Source organism: Ramlibacter albus, assembly GCF_014297445.1.
Taxonomy (GTDB): Bacteria; Pseudomonadota; Gammaproteobacteria; order Burkholderiales; family Burkholderiaceae_C; genus Ramlibacter; species Ramlibacter albus.
In genome coordinates, this window is sequence record NZ_JACORU010000001.1 from 1,089,722 (window position 1) to 1,109,952 (window position 20,231).

Annotated in this window: 21 protein-coding genes; 10 read left to right on the forward strand and 11 right to left on the reverse strand. The window is 68.2% G+C overall.

Going from position 1 to position 20,231, the window contains the following annotated elements:
* Positions 1-2: 2 nt before the first annotated feature.
* A complete protein-coding gene (gstA, locus tag H8R02_RS04995; RefSeq protein WP_187080220.1) occupies positions 3-614 on the reverse strand; it encodes a glutathione transferase GstA in 612 nt (203 codons plus the stop codon).
* Positions 615-670: 56 nt separating this feature from the next.
* Here gstA and H8R02_RS05000 point away from each other — a divergent pair, with 56 nt between their 5' ends.
* Positions 671-1,735, forward strand: a complete 1,065-nt coding sequence (locus tag H8R02_RS05000; RefSeq protein WP_187080221.1) for an AsmA family protein — start codon at positions 671-673, stop codon at positions 1,733-1,735.
* A 67-nt stretch (positions 1,736-1,802) separates the two neighbouring features.
* On the forward strand, positions 1,803-2,636 hold the full coding sequence (locus H8R02_RS05005) for a transglutaminase-like domain-containing protein (RefSeq protein WP_187080222.1): 834 nt from the start codon (positions 1,803-1,805) through the stop codon (positions 2,634-2,636).
* Here H8R02_RS05005 and H8R02_RS05010 read toward each other — a convergent pair.
* Positions 2,633-3,391, reverse strand: coding sequence for a class II aldolase/adducin family protein (locus H8R02_RS05010; RefSeq protein ID WP_187080223.1), 759 nt, complete (start codon positions 3,389-3,391; stop codon positions 2,633-2,635). The two genes, H8R02_RS05005 and H8R02_RS05010, sit on opposite strands and share 4 nt — an antisense overlap.
* A 76-nt stretch (positions 3,392-3,467) precedes the next feature.
* Here H8R02_RS05010 and H8R02_RS05015 point away from each other — a divergent pair, with 76 nt between their 5' ends.
* Positions 3,468-4,169 carry a Crp/Fnr family transcriptional regulator gene (locus tag H8R02_RS05015; RefSeq protein WP_255429146.1) on the forward strand — a complete coding sequence of 234 codons (702 nt, stop codon included), beginning with the start codon at positions 3,468-3,470 and terminating at the stop codon, positions 4,167-4,169.
* 46 nt (positions 4,170-4,215) lie between these two features.
* Here H8R02_RS05015 and H8R02_RS05020 read toward each other — a convergent pair whose 3' ends face one another.
* Positions 4,216-4,482: a YkgJ family cysteine cluster protein gene (locus tag H8R02_RS05020; RefSeq protein ID WP_187080224.1), complete on the reverse strand. Its 267-nt coding sequence runs from the start codon at positions 4,480-4,482 to the stop codon at positions 4,216-4,218.
* Positions 4,483-4,541: 59 nt separating this feature from the next.
* Between H8R02_RS05020 and mnmG the strand changes: the two genes are divergently transcribed.
* The 6 genes from mnmG (at position 4,542) to H8R02_RS05050 (ending at position 10,734) form a co-directional block, all read left to right on the forward strand.
* Positions 4,542-6,491 (forward strand): tRNA uridine-5-carboxymethylaminomethyl(34) synthesis enzyme MnmG, encoded by a 1,950-nt coding sequence (gene mnmG, locus H8R02_RS05025; RefSeq protein ID WP_187080225.1) that lies wholly within the window; start codon positions 4,542-4,544, stop codon positions 6,489-6,491.
* A gap of 688 nt (positions 6,492-7,179) precedes the next feature.
* Entirely contained in the window at positions 7,180-7,818 is a 639-nt protein-coding gene (rsmG, locus tag H8R02_RS05030; RefSeq protein WP_187080226.1) for a 16S rRNA (guanine(527)-N(7))-methyltransferase RsmG, read from the forward strand.
* A 32-nt stretch (positions 7,819-7,850) separates the two neighbouring features.
* Positions 7,851-8,465: a LysE family transporter gene (locus H8R02_RS05035; protein WP_187080227.1), complete on the forward strand. Its 615-nt coding sequence runs from the start codon at positions 7,851-7,853 to the stop codon at positions 8,463-8,465.
* A gap of 4 nt (positions 8,466-8,469) precedes the next feature.
* The gene (locus H8R02_RS05040) at positions 8,470-9,243 is read left to right on the forward strand and encodes a ParA family protein (RefSeq protein ID WP_187080228.1); all 774 of its coding nucleotides are present in this window, start codon (positions 8,470-8,472) and stop codon (positions 9,241-9,243) included.
* A 22-nt stretch (positions 9,244-9,265) separates the two neighbouring features.
* Positions 9,266-9,805, forward strand: coding sequence for an RBBP9/YdeN family alpha/beta hydrolase (locus H8R02_RS05045; RefSeq protein ID WP_354004869.1), 540 nt, complete (start codon positions 9,266-9,268; stop codon positions 9,803-9,805).
* Positions 9,806-9,807: 2 nt separating this feature from the next.
* On the forward strand, positions 9,808-10,734 hold the full coding sequence (locus H8R02_RS05050; protein WP_187080229.1) for a ParB/RepB/Spo0J family partition protein: 927 nt from the start codon (positions 9,808-9,810) through the stop codon (positions 10,732-10,734).
* On the opposite strand, the gene H8R02_RS05055 is transcribed toward H8R02_RS05050, so the two are convergent.
* Both H8R02_RS05055 and H8R02_RS05060 read right to left on the reverse strand, forming a co-directional pair.
* Complete coding sequence (locus H8R02_RS05055) at positions 10,731-12,155, reverse strand: FAD-binding oxidoreductase (protein WP_187080230.1); 1,425 nt, start codon at positions 12,153-12,155, stop codon at positions 10,731-10,733. The two genes, H8R02_RS05050 and H8R02_RS05055, sit on opposite strands and share 4 nt — an antisense overlap.
* Positions 12,156-12,191: 36 nt before the next feature.
* Entirely contained in the window at positions 12,192-12,872 is a 681-nt protein-coding gene (locus H8R02_RS05060) for an EF-hand domain-containing protein (protein WP_187080231.1), read from the reverse strand.
* A 122-nt stretch (positions 12,873-12,994) separates the two neighbouring features.
* Here H8R02_RS05060 and H8R02_RS05065 point away from each other — a divergent pair, with 122 nt between their 5' ends.
* The gene (locus tag H8R02_RS05065) at positions 12,995-13,564 is read left to right on the forward strand and encodes a cob(I)yrinic acid a,c-diamide adenosyltransferase (protein ID WP_187080232.1); all 570 of its coding nucleotides are present in this window, start codon (positions 12,995-12,997) and stop codon (positions 13,562-13,564) included.
* On the opposite strand, the gene H8R02_RS05070 is transcribed toward H8R02_RS05065, so the two are convergent.
* The 6 genes from H8R02_RS05070 to H8R02_RS05095 form a co-directional block, all read right to left on the reverse strand.
* Complete coding sequence (locus tag H8R02_RS05070; RefSeq protein ID WP_187080233.1) at positions 13,549-15,465, reverse strand: adenylate/guanylate cyclase domain-containing protein; 1,917 nt, start codon at positions 15,463-15,465, stop codon at positions 13,549-13,551. The genes H8R02_RS05065 and H8R02_RS05070 overlap by 16 nt on opposite strands.
* A 44-nt stretch (positions 15,466-15,509) precedes the next feature.
* A complete protein-coding gene (locus H8R02_RS05075) occupies positions 15,510-15,941 on the reverse strand; it encodes a hotdog fold thioesterase (RefSeq protein WP_187080234.1) in 432 nt (143 codons plus the stop codon).
* Between the two features lie 13 nt (positions 15,942-15,954).
* Complete coding sequence (locus tag H8R02_RS05080; RefSeq protein ID WP_187080235.1) at positions 15,955-17,277, reverse strand: solute carrier family 23 protein; 1,323 nt, start codon at positions 17,275-17,277, stop codon at positions 15,955-15,957.
* Positions 17,278-17,323: 46 nt separating this feature from the next.
* Positions 17,324-18,466: a thiolase family protein gene (locus H8R02_RS05085; RefSeq protein ID WP_187080236.1), complete on the reverse strand. Its 1,143-nt coding sequence runs from the start codon at positions 18,464-18,466 to the stop codon at positions 17,324-17,326.
* A 20-nt stretch (positions 18,467-18,486) separates the two neighbouring features.
* The gene (locus tag H8R02_RS05090) at positions 18,487-19,386 is read right to left on the reverse strand and encodes an alpha/beta hydrolase (protein ID WP_187080237.1); all 900 of its coding nucleotides are present in this window, start codon (positions 19,384-19,386) and stop codon (positions 18,487-18,489) included.
* Positions 19,387-19,573: 187 nt separating this feature from the next.
* A complete protein-coding gene (locus tag H8R02_RS05095; RefSeq protein WP_187080238.1) occupies positions 19,574-20,179 on the reverse strand; it encodes a TetR/AcrR family transcriptional regulator in 606 nt (201 codons plus the stop codon).
* Between the last annotated feature and the right edge of the window lie 52 nt (positions 20,180-20,231).

Here is a 20,231-nt window from a genome sequence, read left to right on the forward strand (position 1 = left end):
TTCTATTTGCCCAGCAGGCCTTCGACCTTGAGCGCTTCCTGCACCGCGGGACGCGCCTCGATGCGCTGCGAGTGCGCGACGACGTTCGGCGCATGCGACAGGTCGATCGCCATCGGCTTGGCCCAGCGCGTCACCACGAACAGGTAAGCGTCGGCCACAGTGAAGTGCGTGTTGATCAGGTACTCCTTGCCTTCGAGCTGCCTGTTCAACCACTCGTAGCGCTTGGCGAGGCGGTCGCGGTAGATCTGCTTGCCTTCGTCCGGCATCGCCGCGACGAACAGCGGCGAATAGCTCTTGTGGATCTCCGTGCCGATGAACGTCAACCACTCCTGCAAGCGGTAGCGGGCCAGCGTGCCGTTCGCGGGCGCGAGGTTCTTCGCGGGCACCTGGTCGGCGATGTACTGCACGATCGCCGGGCCTTCGCGCAGCCGCGTGCCGTCGTCCAGCTCCAGCAGCGGCACGTAGCCGAGGGGGTTGATCGTGTAGTAGTCGGTGCCGTCCTGCAGCTTGTGCGTCTTGGTGGGTGCGAGCACCGGCTCGAAGGCCAGGCCGGCCTCACGCAGCACGATGTGCGGGGAGAGCGAACACGCGCCGGGGGAGTAATAGAGCTTCATGCAACCGATGCTAGCGGCTTGGCGGGCATCGTGCTGCGGCCGGGCACAATGGCCGCATGAAGACATGGATGCGCTGGCTGGCGGGCGGCGCCGGGGTGCTGCTGGTGCTGGTCGGCGCGGCCGCGCTGCTGCTCCAGCATTGGGCGTCGTCGGACGACATCCGTGCGCGCGTGGAGCAGGAGGCGTCCACGGCGCTCGGCGTGAAGCTGAAGGTGCGTGCGCTCAAGGTCGACCTGTGGCCGCTGCCGGCCGTCGCCGCCGACAGCATCACCGTGCAGACGCAGCCGCCCGTCACGCTCGAGCGCCTCGAAGTGCGGCCCGCGTGGGCCCCGATGGTGCAGGGCAAGTTCCAGCCGCGCGCGCTGGTGGTGCGCGGCGCGATGCTGCCGCAGGTCCCGACAACGCTCGATGCCCACGCGCGGCTGTCGGATGACGGCACGCTCGACGTGCTCACGTTCAAGGTGCTCGAAGGCCGCTTCGCGGGTGCGCGCGGCGAGGTGTCGCGCGAGCCGGACCACTGGCCGGTGCATGTCGCCATCGGCGGCGGCGACATCCGCGGCAAGATCCGCCTCGTGCCGGGCAAGGGTGAGCTGCGCGTGCTGTCCGGCGACCTGCAGACACAGAACGTGGAGGTCGCGTCGCTCACCGCGCCGAGCCGCTCTCTCACCGGCAAGCTGCAGGCGACGACGAAGCTGCGCGCCGAGTTCAAGGAGATGGGCGCGCTCGGCGATGCGCTGCGCACGCAGACGCAGTTCACGGTGCGCGGCGCCGTCGTGCATGGGCTCGACCTCGCCAGGGCCGTGCGCACGGTCGGCATGAGCCGCGGCGGTGAGACGCGCCTCGACTCGCTCGCGGGCCAGCTCAACACGCAGGGCAAGGCGGTGCAGCTGAACAACCTGGCTGCAACGTCGGGCGCGCTCGCAGCCAACGGCAACGTGACGATCAGCCCGGCCAAGGCACTGGGCGGGCAGGTGACGGTGCAACTCGTGGGCACGCCGGACAAGCTGGGCGTTCCGCTGGCCCTCGGCGGCACTGTGGATTCGCCGAGCGTGACGCTGAGCCAGGGCTCGCTCATCACCAACAAGATCGGCGACGCGGTGCGCGGGCTCTTCGGCAAGTAGCCTGTCCTACAGCTGGGTCAGCGCGCCGCCGATGGGCAATCGTGCGGCGCCGGCTTAGCATCTTCGGATGCATTTCTCCACCGTCGAAGCGGTACTCGAGTACGAAGTGAAGGAGCCCACGCACTTCTGCTTCAACCTCGAGGCCGCCCAGTGGCCCACCCAGAGAATCGTCAGCGAGAAGCTCGAGCTCTCGCCGCCCGTCATTGCGCGCTGTTTCGAGGACCCGCATTTCGGGCACCGCCTGGTGCGCTTCGATGCGCCGCCCGGCAAGCTGGCCCTGCACTACAAGGCCGACGTGCAGCTGCTCCAGCAGTACCACGACCCGAACCTCGAGGAAGCGCCCGTGCGGGACATTCCCGACGAGATCTTCCACTACCTGCTGCCGTCGCGCTATTGCGAGAGCGACGTGCTGTGCGCGGCCGCGCAGAAGATGTTCGGCGAGCTCAAGCCCGGCGTTTCGCGCGTTCGCAAGGTGGTCGACTGGATCACCGAGAACATCACCTACCGGCCGGGCAGCACGTGCTCGACGACGACAGCGAAGGACGTGTACGTGCAGCGCTCCGGCGTGTGCCGCGACTTCGCGCACCTGGGCATCACCTTCTGCCGCGCGCTGAGCATCCCGGCGCGCATGGTGGTGGGCTACGTGTGGTTCGACGAGCCGCCGCAGGACTTCCACGCGATCTTCGAGGCGTGGGTCGGCGGGCGGTGGGTGCTGTTCGATCCCACCGGCATGGCGCCCGCGGATCGGCTGGTGCGTGTCGGCACGGGGCGCGATGCGAAGGACGTGGCCTTCTGCACCTACTTCGGCAACATCGAGCTCAAGCGCAAGGAAGTGATGGTGCTGGAGCACGACCCGCGGCCGGCGCGTGTCGTGCGGCCGCGTGAAGCGGCGGTTGCCTAGGTCTTGTACGAGGGATCCGTCTTTTCCAGCCTGCGCAGGAGCGCCGGCCACACCAGCTTGTCTGGCCCCGCACCCGCGCTCGCCTTCGTCATCGCCGCGCCGATGCCATCCAGGATGCGCGGGTCCACCGTGATCACCTCGCCGCCGCTCAGCGCATCGATCTGGATGCGGCACGCGGCTTCGAAGAAGTACATGCGCGTCCACGCTTCGGCGATGTTGCTGCCCACCGTGAGCAGCCCGTGGTTGCGCAGCATCAGGAACGCGTTGTTCGCCAGGTCCTTCTGCAGGCGCGGCTGCTCTTCGTCGCGCACCGCGAGCCCTTCGTAGTCGTGGTAGCCCAGGAAGGGGATGATGAACGTGCTCTGCTGCGAGATGGGCAGCAGGCCGTGCTTCTGCGCGCTCACCGCCACGCCCGCGCGGCTGTGCGTGTGCAGCACGCATGCGACGTCCTCGCGGCCTTCGTGGATGCAGTTGTGGATGACGAAGCCCGCCGGGTTGACGGGGAAGGGCGAGTCGATCACCTTGTTGCACTCGTGGTCCACCTTCACGAGCGACGAGGCCGTGATCTCGTCGAACATCATCCCGTACGGGTTGATCAGGAAGTGGTGCTCGGGGCCGGGGATGCGCGCGCTGATGTGCGTGAACACCAGGTCGCTCCAGCCGTACATGGCGACAAGGCGGTACGCAGCCGCGAGGTCCACTCGCAATTGCCATTCTTCGGCGCTGACCACTTCCTTGAGCGAGGCGATGTTCATGGTGTGCTGTCTCCTGTTCGCCCGATTCTTCGCCGCGGGTTGACGGGCGAATGTCAAGAAATTGACAATCCCTGTCATGAAGGCGACGCTGGAGCTGCTCGGCAGGATGTCCGCGAACCCGTGGTTCGGTGCACTGCCCGCTGCGGACCGCAAGGCCGTGCTGGCCGCGTGCGAAAGGCAGCGCCTGCGGCCGGGCGAGATGCTGTTCCGCCAGGGCGATGCCGTGCCGGCGGGGACGGGCGCGTTCTACGGGCTGGTGGAGGGCCGCATCAAGGCCTCGAGTTTGCGCGAGGACGGCAAGGAAGCGATCCTCGTGGTGCTGGAGCCCGGCAACTGGTTCGGCGAGATTTCGCTGATCGACGGCGAGCCGCGCACGCACGATGCAACGGCGCTCGGTGATGCGGAAGTGATGGCGCTGCCGCGCGCCGCGTTCGATGCATTGATGAAGCGGCCCGCGTTTTCGCATGCGGTGTGCCGGATGCTCGCGGCCCGCGTGCGCTCGCTTTATGGGATGGTGGAGGATGCGACCCTGCGCTCGACACGCGCGCGAGTTGCGAGGCGCTTGCTGCTGCTCGCGCGCGGCGATGCGACCTTTGCACGTTACGCGCGTCCGGTGGTGCCGGTGTCGCAGGAGTCGCTGGCGATGATGCTGGGCATCACGCGGCAGACGTTGTCGAAGGAGCTGAAGGGGTTCGCGCAGGAGGGCGCCGTGCGATTGGGCTACGGGCAGATCGAGATCACGGACGTCCCGGCGCTCGAATCGTCATCCCGGGCTTGACCCGGGATCCATGGTTGCGTGGTACTGCGCGACGATGGATTGCGGGTCAAGCCCGCAATGACACGGCGGTAGCGGCTTCGAGCGCCAGCAGGAAGTGCATTGCCTGCTCGTTCGTCGCGCCGCACATTTCCCCCGAAGGCCGCAGGCTCGAACACACGACAGGCCGCTCCGGCCGCCCGAAGATCCGGCACCGATTTGCATCATCGAGCTGAACGCACCGCACCCCCGCCGGCTTGCCGTTCGGCATGCCAGGAATCGGCGAAGAGATGGAAGGCGCGATGCAGCAAGCACCGCAGCCGGGTCGGCAGTCCATAGCCGTCGATTGTCCGCCACGGGCAGGATTTCATCTCACCAGATAAAATTTAGCCCCTCATGCTCTACCCCGAAGAATTCGACGTCATCGTCGTCGGCGGCGGCCACGCCGGCACCGAAGCAGCCCTTGCCGCCGCGCGCATGGGCTGCAGGACGCTGCTGCTCACGCACAACATCGAGACGCTGGGGCAGATGAGCTGCAACCCGTCGATCGGCGGCATTGGCAAAGGCCACCTCGTGAAAGAGGTGGACGCGCTCGGCGGCGCGATGGCGATTGCCACGGACGAGGGCGGCATCCAGTTCCGCATCCTCAACTCCAGCAAGGGCCCGGCCGTGCGGGCGACCCGGGCTCAGGCGGACCGCATCCTCTACAAGGCGGCCATTCGCCGTCGGCTGGAGAACCAGCCGAACCTCACGCTCTTCCAGCAGGCGGTCGACGACCTCATGGTCGAAGGCGACCGTGTGACGGGGGCTGTCACGCAAGTTGGTATTCGCTTCAGGGGCCGCGCGGTCGTGCTGACCGCCGGTACTTTCCTCGACGGCAAGATCCATGTCGGCCTGAACAACTACGCCGCCGGCCGGGCCGGCGACCCGCCGGCGGCGACACTGTCGGCTCGGCTGAAAGAACTGAAGCTGCCGCAGGGCAGGCTCAAGACGGGCACCCCGCCGAGGATCGACGGCCGGACGATCGACTTCAGCAAGTGCGAGGAGCAGCCCGGCGACCTGGACCCGGTGCCGGTGTTCAGCTTCATGGGCAACGCGGCGATGCACCCGCGCCAGCTGCCGTGCTGGATCACCCACACCAATGAGCGCACGCACGAGATCATCCGCTCCGGCTTCGACCGCAGCCCGATGTTCACCGGCAAGATCGAAGGCGTCGGCCCGCGCTACTGCCCGAGCGTGGAAGACAAGATCAACCGGTTCGCGGACAAGTCCAGCCACCAGGTCTTCCTGGAGCCGGAAGGGCTGACCACGAACGAGGTCTACCCGAACGGGATCTCGACCAGCCTGCCGTTCGACATCCAGTACCAGCTCGTCCGCACGCTGCCGGGGCTGGAGAACGCCCACATCCTGCGGCCGGGCTACGCCATCGAGTACGACTACTTCGACCCGCGGGCGCTGAAGGCGAGCTTCGAGACCCGAGCGATCGGCGGCCTGTTCTTCGCCGGCCAGATCAACGGGACCACCGGCTACGAAGAGGCGGCGGCCCAAGGCCTGTTCGCCGGGATCAATGCCGCTCTGCAGGTGCAGGGCAGGGAAGCCTGGCTGCCGCGCCGCGACGAGGCGTACCTCGGCGTCTTGGTGGACGACCTCATCACCAAGGGGGTGACTGAGCCGTATCGCATGTTCACCAGCCGAGCCGAGTTCCGGCTGCAGCTGCGCGAGGACAACGCCGACATGCGCCTGACCGAAACCGGGCGCCGTCTGGGGCTCGTCGACGACGCGCGCTGGGACGCTTTCAACCGCAAGCGCGACGCTGTTTCACGTGAAACAGAGCGGCTGAAATCGACGTGGGTGAACCCACGCAGCTTGCCGGCGGCGGAGGCCGAGCGCGTGCTCGGCAAGGGTATCGACCACGAATACAACCTCGGCGATCTGCTGCGCCGGCCGGATGTGAGCTACGCCGGCCTGATGTCGCTGGACGGCGGCAAGTACGCCAGCCCGGCCATGACGGAGGCCGGGTTGGGTGAGCTCTACAGTGTCATCGTCGAGCAGGTCGAGATTGCCGCGAAGTACTCCGGCTATATCGAGCGCCAGAAGGACGAGGTGGAGCGGGCGGCGTACTACGAGAACCTGAAGCTGCCGGCTGAGCTGGACTACATGCAGGTTGCCGCGCTGAGCATCGAGGTTCGGCAGAAGCTCAGCAAGCATCGGCCGGAGACGCTGGGCCTGGCTTCCCGGATTTCCGGGGTGACTCCCGCTGCCATTTCCCTGCTGCTGGTGCACCTGAAGAAGAACAAGTTCAAGGGATTTGTCGAGGCGGCCAATCAGGGGAAGCAGGCGGCTTGATGCTGCCGTGCTCTTGCTCTCGGGGTGCGCCGGGTGCGCGGGCGGTGAGTGCCGGCTGCATCGGCCGCTGTGCCGTGTCGGCGGTTTGCTGGGGGCTGGGCGCGTCAACAAGTGGCGCGCTGCGTCGGCGCTGGGTGGGGTCCCGCCCGGCGCTTAATCTTCCGCCGCCCGTCCTGCGGACGGGGGCCCTGGCGGCCGACTACCGCCTCGCGCCCCGGAGAAACATCGGCGGCCGCAACGGCGTCTCCACATGCGCGCCGGATCGAGACCCCACCCACCACCGACGGACCCGAGGGCGCGAGCAGTCGCGCTTCACCGTCGCGCCTGAACATGAGACGTCTCGGCTCGCGTGGGTTCCGGGACTCCCGCCGGCCCCCAAGGCTCTTCTCTTCGGACCGGTTCCCGCCCCGACCGTAACGCTGGGGTGCGCCGGGATCGCCTTCGCGGCCGAGGTCGTTGCGCGCGTCCTCCGCACGCCCCGGTTCGTCGGCGGCGGGGTGGGGCCTCGATCCGGCGCGCATGTGGAGACGCCGTTGCGGCCGCCGTGTCTTTCCCGGAGCTTGAGCGGTCAGTCGGCCGCCAGGGTCCCCGTCCGGAGGACGGGCGGCGGAAGATTAAGCGCAGGGCGGGGGCCCACCCCGCCGTCGACGCAGCGCGCCACCCCAACCACGGAGGAGAGGCGGGCCGCATGACAGAACGAGAAGCGCGCCTCGCCCAAGGCGTAACCGAGCTAGACCTCGAGCTGGAAGCGCAGCAACTCACCCAGCTGCTCACCTACCTCGACCTCATCCAGAAATGGAACAAGGTCTACAACCTCACCGCCGTCCGTGATCCGGGGGAGATGCTCACTTACCACCTGCTCGACAGTCTTGCAGTGGTTCCCCCACTTCGGCGCCACACCCAAGGCCAACCGACGAAGCTGTTGGATGTGGGCTCGGGCGCTGGACTCCCGGGCGTCGTGATCGCCATCTGCTGCCCCGAGATCCAGGTCGACTGCGTCGATGCGGTGGCCAAGAAAGCCGCCTTCATCCAGCAATGCGCCGTCCAACTCAAGCTCGCCAACCTGCGCGGCGTTCACGCGCGGGTTGAGACGCTCGAAGAGCCGTACGACGTCATCACCTCCCGCGCGTTCGCGTCGCTCGCCGACTTCGTCACCTGGTCGGCCTCGGCCCTGAAGCAGGGGGGCGTCTGGCTCGCCATGAAAGGCAAGCGCCCCGACGACGAAATCGCCGCGCTCCCACCCGAAGCCCGTGTGTTTCACGTGGAACAGTTGGGCGTCCCGGGCCTCGATGCCGAGCGCTGCTTGGTCTGGCTCGACAGGCCGTGACGTAAACTCGCCGCTCCACCCGGAGGGCATTCATGTTCGGCGTTGCAGACTACGGCGCATTTGTCGTCGCGATCATCGTTTTCCTGGCCATCCCCGGCCCGGGCAACCTGGCGCTGATCACCTCCACCGGCAAGGGCGGCATCGCGGGCGGCCTGGCCGCCACCTTCGGGATCATTGCCGGCGACCAGGTCCTGATGTGGGCAGCCGTTGCCGGAGTTGCCGCGCTGCTCATCGCGTACCCCGCCGCCTTCCACGCCGTCCAGTGGCTCGGCGCCGCCTACCTCGCCTGGCTCGGCTTCAAGATGATGCTGGCCAAGCCCGGTGACGCGCCCGTGTTGAACATCGAGCCGCGCCGCTACTTCCAGCAAGCCGGCCTGATCACGCTGCTCAACCCCAAGGCCATCGTTTTCTACATGGCCTTCTTCCCGCTGTTCGTCGACCCGAAGCAGCACCAAGGCTTGGTGACCTTCGGCGTGATGGCCGCGACCATCGCCACGCTCACCTTCCTCTACGGGCTGATAGTCGTGCTGCTCACCCACTTCCTGGCCGAAAGATTGCGTGCCAACCCCATGATCGGCCGCGCGCTCGAAAAGCTGGCCGGCGTGTTCCTGGTCGGCTTCGGCGTGAAGCTGGCCCTCTCCAGGTAATCGAATGACAGCCAGGATCTTTTGCGTCGCCAACCAGAAGGGCGGCGTCGGCAAGACGACCACCACCGTCAACCTCGCCGCCGGCCTGGCGAAGATCGGCCAGCGCGTGCTGATGGTCGACCTCGACCCGCAGGGCAACGCCACCATGGGCTCAGGCGTGGACAAGCGCGCGCTCAAGCTCACCGTGTACGACGTCCTGCTCGAATCGGCTTCGGTGGCCGAAGCGCGGGTGAAGAGCGAGAAGTGCGGCTACGACGTGCTCGGCGCCAACCGCGAGCTCGCGGGTGCCGAGGTGGAGCTGGTCGACGAGGAGCGCCGCGAGAAGCGCCTCAAGCAGGCGCTCGCGCAATCGGCCAAGGACTACGACTTCGTCCTCATCGACTGCCCGCCCTCGCTCTCGCTGCTCACGCTCAATGGCCTGTGCGCGGCGCACGGCGTGATCGTGCCGATGCAGTGCGAGTACTTCGCTCTCGAAGGCCTGTCCGACCTGGTGAACACCATCAAGCAGGTGCACGCCAACTTGAACAAGGACCTGCAGATCATCGGCCTCTTGCGCGTGATGTTCGACCCGCGCATCACGCTGCAGCAGCAGGTGAGCGACCAGCTCAAGGCGCACTTCGCCGAGAAGGTGTTCAACACGGTGATCCCGCGCAACGTGCGCCTCGCCGAGGCACCCAGCTACGGCCTGCCCGGCGTGATCTTCGACCCCTCGGCGCGCGGCAGCCAGGCCTTCGTGGACTTCGCGCAGGAGATGGTCGATCGCCTCAAGCGGATGTGACCGCGCTACAAAAAAGAGAGCAGTGAAGCCTTCCAACGTCTTGACCCTGCCGGGTTGGCAGTCCAGCGGCCCGCAGCACTGGCAGACCCTGTGGGAAGCGCGCCATGGCTACGTGCGCGTGGAACAGCACGACTGGATGCGGCCCCTGCGCGGCGACTGGATCGCGCGGCTGGAAGAGGTCGTGCTCTCGCGCGACGAACCCGCGGTGCTGGTGGGCCACAGCCTCGGCTGCATGCTCGTCTCCGCGTGGGCGGCGCATTCGCAGAACACGCATCGCGTGAAGGGCGCGCTCCTCGTCGCCCCGGGCGACCCCGAGCGGCCCGAGATGCGCGACCTGCTGCGCACCTGGGCACCGGTGCCACTGCAGGCGCTGCCTTTCGTGAGCGTGCTGGTCGCCAGCCGCGACGACCCCTATTGCGACTTCGAGCGCGCACGCCTCTTTGCGCACGCGTGGGGCTCGCAGTTCATGGACTACGGCAACAGCGGGCACATCAACGCGGAGAGCGGGCTCGCGAGCTGGCCCGAAGGACACGTCCTCTTGCAGGACCTGATGAGAGACTAGTGATGGTGACGAAGAAACCCAAGGGCCTCGGCCGCGGCCTCGAAGCGCTGCTCGGGCCCAAGGTGGAAGAGGGCGCGAACGCCGACGCGCCCGCGACGAACCCGGGCACGCCCGCGTCGCTGCTGCTCGACGACATGGTGCCCGGCCAGTACCAGCCGCGCACGCGCATGGACGAGGGCGCGCTCTACGAACTGGCCGAGTCGATCAAGGCGCAAGGCATCATGCAGCCGATCCTCGTTCGCAAGCTCGCGAGCGGGGACCACGCCGGCAAGTACGAGATCATCGCGGGTGAGCGCCGCTTCCGCGCGGCGAAGCTCGCGGGCCTGGACAGCGTGCCGGTGCTCGTGCGCGACGTGCCCGACGAGTCCGCCGCGGCGATGGCGCTCATCGAGAACATTCAGCGCGAGGACCTCAACCCGCTGGAAGAGGCGCATGGCCTGCAGCGGCTGGTCAAGGAGTTCGGCCTCACGCACGAACAAGCCGCGCAAGCGGTGGGGCGTTCGCGCAGCGCGGCGTCGAACCTGCTGCGCTTGCTGAACCTCGCCGAGCCCGTGCAGACGATGCTGATGGCCGGTGACCTCGACATGGGCCATGCACGCGCGCTCCTCGCACTCGAGCGGGCGGCGCAGATCACGGCGGCCAACCAGATCGCGCAGAAGAAGCTGTCCGTGCGCGAGGCAGAGAGCCTCGTCAAGAAGCTGGGCGCGGAGTTCACGCTGACCTCGCCCAAGCCGAAGAAGGAGAAGTCGCGCGATCTGCGCCGCGTGGAGGAAGAACTCTCCGACCTGCTCACCGCCGAAGTCGAAGTGCGCGTGAAGAAGCGCGTGAAGCGCCACGGGCGCACCGAGGAGCTCGGCGAAGTCGCGATCCAGTTCGGGTCGCTGGACGAGTTGAACGGCCTGATCGACCGCCTGCGCGCCGAGCGTTAAAGCGCGAAGATCTTCCCGGGGTTCATGATGTTCTTCGGGTCGAGCGCGCGCTTGATCGTACGCATCATGTCCACCGCGCCCACGCCGGCTTCGTCGACGAGGAAACCCATCTTGTGCAGGCCCACGCCATGCTCGCCCGTGCACGTGCCGCCGAGGTCGAGCGCGCGCGAGACGAGCTTGTGGTTCAGCGCCTCGGCGACCTCGCGCTCCTTCGGCAGGTTCGGGTCGAGCAGGTAACCGAAGTGGAAATTGCCGTCGCCCACGTGGCCGACGAGGAAGTAGGGCAGGCCGCTCTCGTCGGCTTCCTTCACCGAGTCCAGCAGGCAATCGGCCAGGCGTGAGATCGGCACGCAGGTGTCCGTGCTGATCGCGCGGCAGCCGGGGCGCGACTGGATCGCGGCGAAGTACGCGTTGTGCCGCGCGGTCCACAGGCGCGTGCGCTCTTCGGGCGTGGTGGCCCATTCGAACGCCTTGCCGCCGTGCGATGACGCGATCTCCTGCACCGTCTCGGCCTGCTCCTTCACGCCGGCCGGCGAGCCGTGGAACTCCATCAGCAGCATCGGCTCCTCGCGCAGCGCGAGCTTGCTGTGCGCGTTGACCATGCGCACCGTGTTGTGGTCGATCAGCTCCACGCGCGCGATCGGCACGCCGAGCTGGATGATCTCGATGACGCTGTGCACGGCATCCGCGATGCTCGGGAACGAGCAGACCGCGGCGGAGATCGCTTCGGGGATCGGGTACAGGCGCAGGGTGATCTCGGTGATCACGCCGAGCGTGCCTTCGCTGCCGACGAACAGGCGGGTGAGGTCATAACCCGCCGAGGATTTCTTCGCGCGCGTGCCGGTGCGGATCACCTCACCGCTCGCGGTCACCACTTCGAGCGCGAGCACGTTCTCGCGCATGGTTCCGTAGCGGACCGCATTCGTGCCCGAAGCACGCGTGGCGCTCATGCCGCCGATGGTGGCGTCCGCACCCGGGTCGATCGGGAAGAACAGGCCCGTGCTCTTGATCTCCTCGTTCACCTGCTTGCGCGTCACGCCCGCCTGCACCGTCACCGTGAGGTCTTCGGGGTTGACGGCCAGCACCTTGTTCATGCGGCCCACGTCGATGCTCACGCCGCCTTGCACGGCGAGCAAATGGCCTTCGAGCGACGTGCCCACGCCGAAAGGAATGACGGGCGTGCCGTGCTCGCTGCACAGGCGCACGGCATCGGCGACGTCCTGCGTCTTCTCCGCGAAGATCACCGCGCCCGGCGGCGGCACCTCGAACGACGACTCGTCGCGGCCGTGCTGCTCGCGCACCGCCATTGCGGTGGAGCATTGCTCACCGAAGCGTGCCTTGAGCGCGTCGAGCAGCGCCTGCGGCACGGCGCGCTGCTGGACTTCGGGGATGAGGTGCGAGGCGGCGGTGGGGGCATTCATGGGGCGTCTCCTGACCACCCCAGTTTAAGCCCACCGTCAACGTAGTGAATCGTCGTACTCGCCGCGCGTCACAACCCCGTCGTGGTTGCGGTCCATTTCCTCGAAGGAGAACGGCATCAGCGCCAGCCGGGTCGCCTCGCCACGCGTCAGTTCGCGGTCGCCGTTGGCGTCTGCGTTGAGGAACGAAGCGGCCACTTCGACGGCGGTGTACGGGCCCGGGCCGAACGAGCCACCCTGGCGCGGCGCCGGGATGTTGGAGCCTGCGCCCATCACGGCCGTCGCTGCATACGCGGCGGAGGGTGTGGTGGCACCGGTGCCGACGCCCGTGGCCGTGCCGGCGCCCACGACGATCGGCGTGGTGACGGGTGCAGTCACGACAGGCGTGGTGACGGTGTTCGGGTCGACCGTCGTGTTCGGGTTCTGCAGCACGACCTGGCCGGACGTGGGGCTTGTCGCCGTCGCAGCAGTCGTGGTGGCGCTGCCCGCGCTACTGGTCGTGGTGGTCGTGCCCGTGTTCGGCCCGCTGCCGGCCGTCAGCCCGGCGGGCAACGGCGAGTTCAGGCCGTTCGCACGCGGCATGCCGAACGTGGCGGCCTGTTGCGTGTTGACCGGTTTCGACGTACTGATGGGTGCCGACTGGATGCGCGCGACCTGCGCCTGCGCGGCGAGGGCGGCCGCGGCGCATGCCGCCGCGAGGGCGATGCGGTGGAACTTCATGGTCATGACTCCTGTTCCCACCATGCTGCTCAGCGGCCGCGTAACGGACCAGCCGAAGCGGCCGTGAATGCATGTAGGAAGAGGCGGGCACAATCTTGCCCAGCAACAGCCAAGGAACAGCCATGGGCAAGCGCCTCACCCAGATCGCCACCCGCACGGGGGACGACGGCACCACGGGCCTCGGGGACAACACGCGGGTGTCGAAGGACAGCCTGCGCGTGCATGCCATGGGGGATGTGGATGAGCTCAACTCGCACATCGGCCTGCTGCTGTGCGAGGAGATGCCGGGCGACGTGCGCGAACTGCTGGTCGAGATCCAGCACCAGCTGTTCAACCTCGGCGGTGAGTTGTCGATCCCGGGCTTCGAGCTGTTGAAGGCCGAGGCGGTGGAGGCGCTCGACACGGCTCTCGCGAAGTACAACGCGCAACTGCCGAAGCTGCAGGAGTTCATCCTGCCCGCGGGCAACCGCGCAGCGTCGCAGGCTCATGTGTGCCGTACGGTGGCGCGCCGCGCCGAACGCGCGCTTGTTGCGCTGGGTGCTTCCGACAAGCTGCGCGAAGCCCCGCGCCAGTACCTCAACCGCCTGTCCGACTTGATGTTCGTACTCGCGCGTGTGCTCAACCGCATGAACGGCGGCGACGACGTGTACTGGAAGAGCGAGCGGTTGGCGCGAAGTCAGGACGGTGCCTGAGCCGCCGGGCCGACCACGAAGTACATGTCCACCTCGCCCTTGCCCTTCACGGGCACGCGGCCGCGGTACTCGCACTCGAATTCACCGCGGACAAGGTCGTAGGTGTACGCGGAGATGTTCACCCGCCCCGGCTCGCCTGCGCTCTCCATGCGCGATGCGATGTTCACGCTGTCGCCCCAGACGTCGTAGGCGTACTTGCGCTTGCCGACCACGCCGGCGACGACCTGGCCGGAGTGCACGCCCACGCGCAGCTGCCACTTGAACGGCGCGTGCGCGTTGCGTTTCTCCATCCATTCGATCATGGCGAGGCCGGCTCTCACGCAGCGCTGCGCGTGGCGCTCGCACGGCGTGGGCAGCCCGCCGGCCGCCATGTAGGCGTCGCCGATCGTCTTGATCTTCTCGATACCGTTCGCTTCCGCGATATCGTCGAACGCCGCGAAGATCTCGTTGAGCTCCGTCACGAGCCGGTCGGCGGGCATCATCGAGACCGACTGCGTGAAACCGCTGAAATCGGTGAAGAGGATCGAAACCGAGTCGTGTCGCGCGGGCCGGGCGGCCCCGGTCTCGGCGAGCTCCTGGGCCAGTTGCGCGGGCAGGATGTTGTGCAGCAGCTCGCGCGTGCGCACCTGCTCGCGTTCGAGCTGGGCCGTTCTCTCCTGCACCTTCGCCTCGAGTTCGCGCTCGGAGCGCTGAAGCCCTGCCACGAGCGCATCCTGGGCGGTCTGCCGCTGCTCGCGCTCCTGGCGGAAGCGGTCGGCCAGCAGCAGCGCCATGGTGACGAACTCGAACATCGAGGTCCACAGCAGCCACGACACGGGCGGAAGTTCGCCCAAGGCACGCATGACGGTCTGGTAGGTCGCCATCAACGCGACGGGCGCCACGGCCACCGCGAGAAATTGCGCCTGCCGGTTGCGCGCGGCAACGAGGAAGGCCATCACACCCACCGAGCTGAGCACCCAGAGCAGGAAGCCCAGGTTGCCCGCCACGCCGAGCAGGATCTGCGCCTTCGGTGGCACCGGCAGTTGCAGCCCGGCGATGGCCACACGAACGAGCACGACGACGGCAAACGCGCAAGCGCCGGCGAACACCACGCGGCTGGCGTGCGGGAATTGCGCCCGCATGCGCGTCACACGAACGTAGAAGAGCGTGGAGAAGACCGCGACGAAAAGGAAGGGCGCGATCCAGGCGACCTGTTCGAAGACGGGCGAATCCGGCCAGAGCATTTCGTACGCGGCACCGAAGCCGCCGTAGGCCGAGGAAATCGTCCACACCGTACCGAACAGGGACAGGACATAGACGAGGTAATCGGTTTCACGCAGCGCCGCGTAGAGCAGCAGGTTGAACAGCGCGAGCGCGAGAGCCATCCCGACGTAGAGCAACCATTGCGTCCGCTCCTTGGCGACCTCCTGCTGGTGGGCCGCCGGCTCCCACAGCACGGGCGCGGTCGAGGCCGCCATCCAGCTGGTGGAGCGAAAGCGCAGGTAGAGGGTGGACCTGGCGTTCGCGGGCAAGGTGACGGGGAACACGAACGAGAGGGTCGGCAGGGGTCGCGCGCCGAACGGCAGATTCGCGCTCGCGGACTGGTGCGTCATGCGGCCGTCCGGTCCCACGGCGAAGAAGTCGATCTCGTGGAGCGTGCGGCTCCCGGTGTCCAGCCACCAGCTGGTGCGGCCGCTGCGGTTGTCCAGCTCGTACCGCAACCAGAATGCCGAGGCGCTGCGGCCCCGCGACGCAGGGCCGGGCCTGAAAGCCGTCGAGCGGCGCACCTCCTCGAACGTGAGCCGCCCTTCGGGATCTTCAAGGACCTCCGCGGCGCGCGAGAGGTCGACGCGGACTTCGTCGGGGCCGAGCGGCACCGGTGGCGCGCCTTGCGCATCGGCATGAACCGCGAACGCCAGCACGACAAGCGCGATCCATCGGCCAAGCCATGGACCGCGCCGGGAGATCACGCGTTCGACCTCGGCGCGAGGATCGCCATCGTGATGCGCGACACGCAGGTCGCGCGGCCTTCGTCGTCGAACATCTCGATGGCCCACACGTGCGTCGTGCGGCCGCGATGCACCGGGCGCGTGATGCCCGTCACCCAGCCCGACGACGCGGAGCGCAGGTGGTTCGCGTTGATGTCGAGCCCCACCGCGCGGTGCCCCGGCTCGCACGAATAGGCGGCGCCGCACGAGCCCAGCGTCTCCGCCAGCACCACGCTCACGCCGCCGTGCAGGATGCCGTAGGGCTGCCGTGTGCGGTCGTCGACCGGCACGCGGCCACGAATGAAGTCATCGCCGACCTCCAGGAACTCCATGCCCAGGTGGCCGGGCGCGGTGCGGTGGTGGTTGGCGGAAAGGATCTCGATCGAGATCGGCTTGGTCCAGATTCGCATCCGGCGATATTAGCTAGCGGTTGACCGGCGCGTCGCCGGCGGCGACGGTTTCCCCTTCGCCGCTGCGCCCCAGCAGCGCCCACAGCAAAATCGCGCCGAACGTGGCGGTGCCGATGCCGCCCAGCGCGAAGCCGCCGAACTTCACCGTGAAGTCGCCCGTGCCCAGCACCAGCGTGATGGCCGCGACGATCAGGTTGCGGTTCTGCGAGAAGTCCACGCGGTTGTCCACCCAGATTTTCGCGCCGGCGATCGCGATGAGGCCGAACACCACGATGCTCACGCCGCCCATCACCGGCAGCGGGATCGCCTGGATCACGGCACCGAACTTCGGCGAGAAGCCGAGCAGCAGCGCGATGACGGCGGCCACGATGAAGATCGAGGTCGAATAGATCTTGGTGGCCGCCATCACGCCGATGTTCTCGGCATACGTCGTCACGCCGGTGCCGCCCGCGGAGCCGCTGACGATGGTGGCGATGCCGTCGCCGATGAAGGCGCGGCCCATGTAGGGGTCGAGATTGCGGCCCGTCATCGCGGTCACGGCCTTGATGTGGCCGAGGTTCTCCGCGACAAGGATGATCGCGACCGGCGCGATGAGCAGCATCGCGGGCCCGCTGAACTGCGGCGCCGTGAATGCGGGCGCACCGAACCACGCCGCGGTGGCGATGCCGCTGAAGTCGATCGGCTTGCCCAGCCCCAGGCCGTTGGTGAGGATGGCGTAGACGATGCTCGCCAGGATCAGGCCGACGAGGATCAGCAGCCGCTGCACCATGCCGCGCGCCATCACCGCGACGAGGCCCACGCACACGAAGGTGACGGCCTGCATCCACGAGTCGAAATTGCTCGCGGCCATGTTCTTCACCGGGATGCCGGCGAGGTTCAAGCCGATCACGGCGACCACCGAACCGGTGACCACCGGCGGCATGAAGCGCTCGATCCACGCCGTGCCGATCGCATGCACCAGCGCGCCGATGATGGCGTACACCACACCGCACGCGATGATGCCGCCCAGCGCCACCGCGATGTTGCCGTTCGGTCCCTTGCCGCCGTATGCCGTGGCCGCGATGACCACGCCGATGAAGGCGAAGCTGGAGCCGAGGTAACTCGGCACCTTGCCGCCGGTGATGAAGAAGAAGAGCAGCGTGCCGACGCCGCTCATCAGGATGGCGATGTTGGGGTCGAAGCCCATGAGGATGGGCGCGAGCACCGTGGCGCCGAACATGGCGATCACGTGCTGCACGCCCATGGCCGCCGTCTGCGGCCAGGGCAGGCGCTCGTCGGGCGCGATCACGCCGCCTTGGCGCAGAACCTCCGGGGACTTCTCGGTCCAGTTGAACATCGCTCTTCTCCTTTTTTATTGAAGCGCAGCGATGCTAACGGGTGGGTCAGGTTCTTTCCAGCACGGTTGCAATGCCTTGCCCGCCGCCGATGCACTGCGTGGCGAGAGCGAAGCGGCCTTTGGTTCGCGCGAGCAGCTGCGCGGCCTTGCCGGTGATGCGCGCGCCGGTGGCGCCCAACGGGTGGCCGAGCGCGATCGCGCCGCCATCGAGGTTGATGCGCGCCTCGTCCAGCCCCAGCTCGCCGATGCACGCCAGTGCCTGCGCGGCGAAGGCCTCGTTCAGCTCGATGAGGTCGATCGCGTCGACCGTGAGCCCGGCTCGCTGCAAAGCCTTGCGCGTGGCCGGCACCGGGCCGATGCCCATGATCTCCGGTGGCACGCCGGCCACTGCCACGGAGCGGATCCGCGCGAGCGGCTTCAGGTTGTGGCGGCGCACGAAGGCTTCGCTGGCCACCAGCACGGCGCTCGCGCCATCGGTGAGCGGCGACGAAGTGCCCGCGGTCACGGTGCCTTCGCCTTCGGGCAGGAAGGCGGGCTTCAGCGCGGCCAGCGCCTGCTGCGTGGTGGCGGGGCGCAGGCAGCCATCGCTGTCCACGACCGAGCCGTCCGGCAGTTTCACGGGAACCACTTCTTCGGCAAACGCGCCGCGCTCGAACGCGGCCGCCGTCTTGCGCTGGCTGCGCACGGCAAACGCATCCTGCTGCTCGCGCGTGATGGCGTGGCGCTTCGCGAGGTTCTCGGCGGTGATGCCCATCGGCGTGTACGCCTCGGGGAAGTCGCTCTTGAGGCCCGGGTTGCGCGAGGGGCTGAGGCCGCCCTGCGGCACCTGCGACATCGACTCCACGCCCACGCACAGGAAGGCGTCGCCCGCACCGCTCGCAATGCTGCCCGCGGCGACATGGACGGCGGACATCGACGAGCCGCAGAAGCGGTTCATCGTCATGCCGCCGAGGGTGTCCGGCAGGCCCGCGATGAAGCTCACGATGCGCGCGAGGTTGTCGCCTTGCGGCCCCTCGGGGTAGGCGCAGCCGAGCAGCACGTCCTCGAGCTCCTTCGCGTCGAAGGGCTGGCGTGCCACGAGCGCGCGCACCAGTTGCCCGGCGAGGTCGTCGGGGCGCAGTTCGGCCATGCGGCCCTTCTTCGCGAAGTGGAAGGGCGTGCGGGCGTAGTCGACGATGAAAGCGTCCATCGATGAAATCCTTGTCGGGGTCAGACGGTGAAGATGGCGACGCGGCCCAGCACCTGCGCGTCCTTGAGGATGCGGCGGTGGCCGAGGCCCTGGGTTGCGAGCAGGTCGGCGCCGCGCACGTGGCGCGCGAAGGCCTGGCCGTCGGAGAAGGCGTTGATGCGGTCGTCCCGGTCGTGGACGATGAGCGTCGGCACGTTCACGCGCGGGCCCACGGCGGGGGGCTCGAACTGCGTGATGAGGATGCCTTCGCGCACCTCGATGCGCTTCTGCATCGCGGCGCGGGTGGTCTCGGACAGGCCGAACACGTGCGCGAAATAGCTGGTGTACGCGCGTGCCGAAGCCGGCGGCGCGAGCAGCACGAGGCGGCGCACGGGCAGGTTGCGCGCCACGGCGAACGCGGCGGCATTGGCGCCGAGCGAATGCGCGACGAGTGCGCGCACTTCGAAACCTTGCTGCATCAGCCGCGCGACGACGTACTCGATGGCGCGCGCGAACTGCGGCAGGTTACTCACCGAGCCGGCGCTCGCGCCGTGCGCGGGCAGGTCCACCAGCACCGGGCGCAGGCCGTGCTGCCCCAGCGTCTCGGCCAGCGGCACCATCTGCCCCGCGTTGCCGCCCCAGCCGTGCACCAGCAGGGCCACCGGGCCGTGCGGCGCGGCGGCCGGCGAGTAGACGGTCACGCCGCCATCCTCGAACGGCCAGGCTTCCGCGCGCCAATCCTTGCCGAGGCGGTTCGGCCGGCGCACCCAGCGCAAGGGCAAGGGCGTGCCGAACACGCGGTACGCAGCGCGCACGGCGAACGCCGGCCACAGGCGCTCGGCGGTCTTCAGCGCGAAGCGGAACAGGCGCAGTGCCGGGCTCGCGTCGTAGAAGCGGGACGCCGCCTGCAGCGTGCCCGTCGTGGTGGCGGTGGTGTCCATCAGAACAGCACCAGGTCTTCGTTGCGGCGGGGCAGCAGGCGCCACGCTTCGTACATCGCACCGGCGATGCGGACGACGCCGTAGGCGGCAACGAGCAGGAGGGCGGTGATCATGGTGAGATCCTTTCTTCGCACGAGTGTGCGAAATGCTGGCAGGGGTGAGGGCGAAACGGCATGTCTCGTTGTTCTTATCGGGGTTGGTAGGTGGACAGCAGCCGCTGCCAGGTGGCGGCGGCGCGGTCGCAGGCGCGAAGGTCGCGCAGGAACCGGCAGTCGTGCATGGCGCCGATGACCAGGCCGCAGATCTCGCCGGCGAGCTGGTCGGGGTCGGTGTCGGGCTTCAGGTGGCCCGCTTCCATGGCCTGCAGCACGCTGCGGCGCAGGGCGGCGCGCCAGCGGGTGACTTCGCCTTGCAGGAAGTCGCGCACCGGGCCTTCGCGGTCGTCGAACTCGAAAGCCCCGGCGGCAAAGATGCAGGCGCGCTGCGACTCCACGTCCCGCACGCGCGTGAGCCAGCGCGAGACGACCTCGTTCAGCCGCGGCAGGCCCTTGGGCTGCTGCATCGCGGGCACGAACACGTCGGCGAGGAAACGGCGGCCGTATTCCTCGATCACCGCCTTCTGCAGCGCCTCGCGCGAGCCGACGCGGGAGAACACGCCGCTCTTGGACAGGCCCACCCGGTCGGCCACGACCTGCAGGGAGATGGCTTCCAGCCCCTCGGCGGCGGCCAAATCCAGCGCGGCACCGACGATGGCGGTGCGCGTGAGCTCGCTGCGCTGGGTCCTGGCTTCCATGGACGGCAGTTTAGCACGGTCGTGCGAAAAAGCAAACCGGCCCGCTGCCGTA